Origin of the sequence: Microbacterium sp. (genome assembly GCF_039812165.1) — a bacterium.
GTDB lineage: Bacteria > Actinomycetota > Actinomycetes > Actinomycetales > Microbacteriaceae > Microbacterium.
Genome location: NZ_JBDIAB010000208.1, coordinates 1 through 4810, shown reverse-complemented (window position 1 = coordinate 4810; position 4810 = coordinate 1). Strand labels below are relative to the sequence as shown.

The 4810-nt window shown below is 73.3% G+C and carries 5 protein-coding genes; 4 read left to right on the top strand and 1 reads right to left on the bottom strand.

From position 1 onward, the window contains the following. Nucleotides 1–144: 144 nt before the first annotated feature. Entirely contained in the window at nucleotides 145–1059 is a 915-nt protein-coding gene (locus WML84_RS12920; RefSeq protein ID WP_347346549.1) for an SPFH domain-containing protein, read from the bottom strand. A gap of 120 nt (nucleotides 1060–1179) precedes the next feature. On the opposite strand from WML84_RS12920, the gene WML84_RS12915 reads away from it, so the two are divergent. The 4 genes from WML84_RS12915 to WML84_RS12900 all read left to right on the top strand — a co-directional run. Further along, the gene (locus tag WML84_RS12915) at nucleotides 1180–2094 is read left to right on the top strand and encodes an ABC transporter ATP-binding protein (RefSeq protein WP_347346548.1); all 915 of its coding nucleotides are present in this window, start codon (nucleotides 1180–1182) and stop codon (nucleotides 2092–2094) included. Next, nucleotides 2091–3701: a polyketide antibiotic transporter gene (locus WML84_RS12910; RefSeq protein WP_347346547.1), complete on the top strand. Its 1611-nt coding sequence runs from the start codon at nucleotides 2091–2093 to the stop codon at nucleotides 3699–3701. The genes WML84_RS12915 and WML84_RS12910 overlap by 4 nt, the downstream gene beginning before the upstream one ends. 11 nt (nucleotides 3702–3712) lie before the next feature. Next, entirely contained in the window at nucleotides 3713–4174 is a 462-nt protein-coding gene (locus tag WML84_RS12905; protein WP_347346546.1) for a helix-turn-helix domain-containing protein, read from the top strand. 154 nt (nucleotides 4175–4328) lie between these two features. Then, the coding region (locus WML84_RS12900; RefSeq protein WP_347346545.1) for a ribonuclease H at nucleotides 4329–4810 on the top strand (482 nt) is incomplete at its 3' end.

Here is a 4810-nt window from a genome sequence, read left to right as displayed (position 1 = left end):
GGGGCAGGCGCCCCGCGCGGCGCAGCGCATCGCGCAGCAGCAGCTCGATCTGCGCGTTCACGCTGCGCAGCTCGTCGGCCGCCCACCGCGCGAGTGCGTCGTGGACGGCCGGATCGAGGCGCAGCGGGAGCTGCTTGCGTTCGGTCAAGAGGAGTAGAGGGTCCCTGTGTTGACGATGGGTGAGGTGGGCTGGTCGCTGCACAGCACGACCAGCAGGTTGCTGACCATGGCGGCCTTCCGCTCGTCGTCGAGGGCGACGATCTGCCGGTCGCTGAGGTCGTTGAGCGCCTGCTCGACCATCCCGACCGCGCCCTCGACGATCCGCCGGCGCGCGGCGACCACGGCGTTCGCCTGCTGACGGCGGAGCATCGTCTGCGCGATCTCGGGCGCGTAGGCGAGCTGGCTGATGCGGACCTCGATGATGTCGACGCCGGCGAGACCGACGCGGGCGTCGACCTCTCGCGCGAGCTCGGCGGCGACGATGTCGGTCGCCCCGCGGAGCGACGGCACGTCGTCGTTGGACGAGTCGTACGGGTAGGTCGTCGCGGTGTGACGCAGCGCGGACTCGGACTGCACGTGGACGAACTGCAGGTAGTCGTCGACCGCGTACGTGGCCTTGGCCGTGTCGGCGACCTGCCAGACGACGATCGCGGCGATCTCGACCGGGCTGCCGTCGGCGTCGTTGACCTTGATCGTGCCGGTCTCGAAGTTGCGCACCCGCACGCTCACCCGGCGACGCAGCGCGAGCGGCACGACGATCGAGAGACCGGGGCGGCGCACCGTGCCGACGTACCGGCCGAAGAACTCGATCACGCGGGACTCACCCGGAGGCACGACCACGAGCGACGACAGGATCAGCACGCCGGCGAGGACGGGCACCAGGAGGATCCACACGATCGACTCCGGGAGGACGAAGAGGACGCCCAGGCTCGCGCCGATGAGCACGAGGGCGATGATCGCCCAGACGATGCCGTCCGACCTCCAGGCCGGACGCTCCACGACGTCGACCCTCGCCTGCGCCGGACCGGTCGGGGGTGTCGCACTGTCCATGACCTGCATGGCGCCCTCCTCGCATTCACTGAAAGTGATATCACTTTACCTGGCGAACGGCCCGGGAGGCAACGGCATCCTTCATACGCAGTATTCATAAACTCCTGAAATAGGCGTAGCATCCCGCGCATGAGCGATGTCATCCACACCCGCGGCCTCCGCAAGCGCTACGGCCGCACCCGCGCGCTCGACGGTCTCGACCTGAGCGTCGAGGCCGGGCGGATCCACGGCTTCCTCGGCCCGAACGGCGCGGGCAAGACCACGACGATCCGCATCCTCCTCGGCCTCGCACGCAAGACGAGCGGCGAGGCGACCGTCTTCGGCCGCGATCCGTGGCGGGATGCCGTGGCCCTGCACCGACGGCTCGCGTACGTGCCCGGCGACGTGAGCGTGTGGCCGAACCTCTCCGGCGGCGAGGCGATCGACCTGCTCGCGCGCCTGCGCGGCGCGCGCACGGGCGACGCCGCGTACCGCGCGGAACGCGAACGCCTCATGGCCGCGTTCCAGTTCGATCCGCGCACGAAGGGCCGCGCCTACTCGAAGGGCAACCGCCAGAAGGTCGCGCTCATCGCGGCGCTCGCGGTGCCCGCGGAGCTGTACGTGCTCGACGAGCCCACGAGCGGGCTCGACCCGCTCATGGAGGTCGTGTTCCGCGGCGAGGTCGAGCGCCTGCGCGTCGCGGGGGCCACCGTGCTGCTGTCCAGCCACATCCTCTCCGAGGTCGAGCTGCTGTGCGACCGCGTCTCGATCATCCGCGCGGGCCGCATCGTCGAGTCCGGCACGCTCGCCGAGCTGCGCCACCTCACCCGCACCGAGGTGTCGTTCGAGGCGGCCGATGCCACGGCGCTCGACGGTCTCGCGGACGCCCACGACGCGTCGTTCGGCGACGGGCGGGCACGCTTCACCGTCGACAGCGACGCGGTGGCATCCGTCCTGCCCGTGCTCGCGAGCCGCGACGTGCGCGGCCTGCGCATCGAGCCGCCGTCGCTCGAGGAGCTGTTCCTCCGCCACTACGGCGACGAGCTCGAGGGGGCGCGGCGATGATCGCGCTGCTGCGCGCGCGCCTGTGGCGCGACCGCGTGCAGGTGCCGCTGTGGATCGTGGGCACGGCGCTCCTCGCCGCGGCCGGCTACGCCGGCGTCGTGCAGTCGTACGGCACGGTCGCCGACCGCCAGGAGATCCTCGCGGCCGTGATGGCGAACCCGGTGATCCTGATGTTCCGCGGCCTGCCGTCGGGCACGTCGGAGGGCGCCTTCCTCGCGTTCACGCTGCTGCCGTGGCTGGCGATGCTCGCCGCCCTCATGAGCGCGTTCCTCGCGGTGCGCCACACGCGCGGCGACGAGGAGGCGGGCCGCGCCGAGCCGGTCTCGGCGACTCCGGCCGGACGCACGGCGCCGATCCTCGCGACGATCGTGCACGGCGTGCTCGCCGATCTCGTGCTCGGGCTCGCGACCGCGCTCACCCTGATCGGCGTCGGGTTCGACGCGGCCGGCTCGCTCGTGGCGGGAGCGGCGGCGGGCATGGTCGGGATCGTCTTCCTCGGCGTCGGGCTCGTCGCGGCGCAGCTGATGCGCACCTCGCGCGGGGCGAACGCGCTGACGGTGTGGACGCTCATGGCGCTGTTCCTGCTGCGCGGGCTCGGCAACGCGGCGGGCACGCCGAGCGACGACCTGACCCGCATCGACAGCTCGTGGCTCGCGTGGCTCTCGCCCTTCGGGTGGGCCGAGCAGGCGCGCCCGTTCGACGCCGACGCGTGGGGGCCGGTCGCCCTCGGGATCGGTGTGGGGGTCGCCCTCGCGGTGGTCGCCGCGGCGCTGCAGTCGGTGCGCGACCTGGGCGCGAGCCTCTTCCCTGAGCGCCGCGGCCGTGCCGGTGCGACGGTGACCCTCTCGTCGCCGACGGCGCTCGTGTGGCGGCTGTCCGGCGGCGCCCTCGCGGGCTGGGCCGTGGGCGGTGCGCTCACCGGCATCCTCGCGACCACGCTGAGCGGAGCCGTCCGGCAGATCACGGGGCAGAACCCCGCGGTGGGGCAGATCCTGGAGAAGATCGCCCGCGCGGGCTCGCTCGACGAGGCGGTCATCACGGTGTTCTTCACGATGCTCGGCATCCTGGCCGCGTGCGCGGCGGTGCAGACCGTCGTGCACGCCCGCCAGGAAGAGGCCCACGGCACCGCCGAGCCGGTGCTGGCCTCCGCGGTGGGACGCGTCCGATGGCTCGCCGGGTACCTGTCCGTCGCGACCTGGGCCGTGCTCGTCGTCGTGGGTGCCGCGGTGGCGACCGGATGCCTCGCCCTGGCCGCCGCGGGCGGAGAATCCGAGCTGTACCGCGTCGTCGTGGTGACGGGGCTCGGGCAGGCGGTCGCGGCATCCGTCTTCACCGTCGTGGCCGGGCTCGTCTTCGTCCTCGTCCCCCGCGCGACGATCGGGGTCGCGTGGGCGCTCATCGTCGTGGCGACGATGCTCGGGATGTTCGGTCCGCTCTTCGGGCTGCCGGAGTGGGCGACCGACCTGTCGCCGTTCACGCAGACGCCCGTCGTCGCGCAGGGCGACACCGACCTGCGCGGGCTGTGGTGGCTGCTCGGCGCGGTCGCCGTCGGCGGCGCCGCGGCGCTCGCGCTCATGCGCCGTCGCGAGCTCACGGCGGGCGGATAGGGTGGGCGGCGATGGGAGAGCACCGGGCGCACGAGCCGGCCGAGCGGGCGGCGGCGATCATGGCCGCCGCCGGGATGCCGCGCATGGCCGCGCGCGTCATGATGGCCCTCGTCGCCGCACCCGACGGCGGCTACACCGCCGCGGAGCTCGGCGAGCGACTGGGGGTCAGCCCGGCCGCCGTGTCGGGCGCGGTGCGCTACCTACAGCAGCTGCACATCATCCAGCGCCGGTCGCGGCCGGGCGACCGCCGGGATCGCTACGAGCTCGTGCGCGACACGTTCTACGCCTCGGTCACCTCGAACACCTCTGTGTACGAGCGCATGGCGGACTGCATCGACCTGATCGCCGCGGAGCACCCCGACGATCCGGGCGCCCACGACCGGGCGACGGAGCTCGCCGGGTTCTTCCGGTTCCTGGCGACGCGCATGCCGCAGCTGGTCGACGAGTGGCAGGCGACCCGCTCCGAGGCGTGACCCGCCCGGGCCCCCTGCCCTGGTCTCCGCCCTGCACGAACCTCGCAGAACTCCGAGCGGCGGATGCCGGGCGCGCGGGCTTGGCGCGTGGTGCGCGGATGCCGGGGGCACAGGCTCGCCGGAGGCGGCGCGGCGAGCGGCTAGCGTGGAGCGGGTGACGGCATCCACTCGCTACATCGTGGCCACCGACGGCGCCTGCAAGGGCAACCCCGGACCGACCGGCTGGGCGTGGGTCGGCGAGGACGGCCACTGGGCCGCCGGCGCGCTCCCCTCGGGCACGAACAACATCGGCGAGCTGCTCGGGCTGCTGCACGCGATCGAGGACCACGCCGACGTCGACGAGCTGATCGTGCAGGCCGACTCGAAGTACGCGATCGACACCTACGCGTCGTGGATGGACGGCCACCGCCGCCGCGGCTGGAAGACCTCGACCGGGTCGCCGACGAAGAACCGCGACATCCTGGAGCAGCTCATCGTGGCCCGCGACGCGCGGCGGGCGGCGGGGCTCCCCGACGTCGTGCTCGAGCACGTCCGCGGGCACCGCGGGCACGTGCTCAACGAGTGGGCCGACGAGCGCGCGGTGCGCGCGGCCGAGCACGCCGCGCAGGGCAAGGAGAGCGCGTGGTCGTCGCTCGG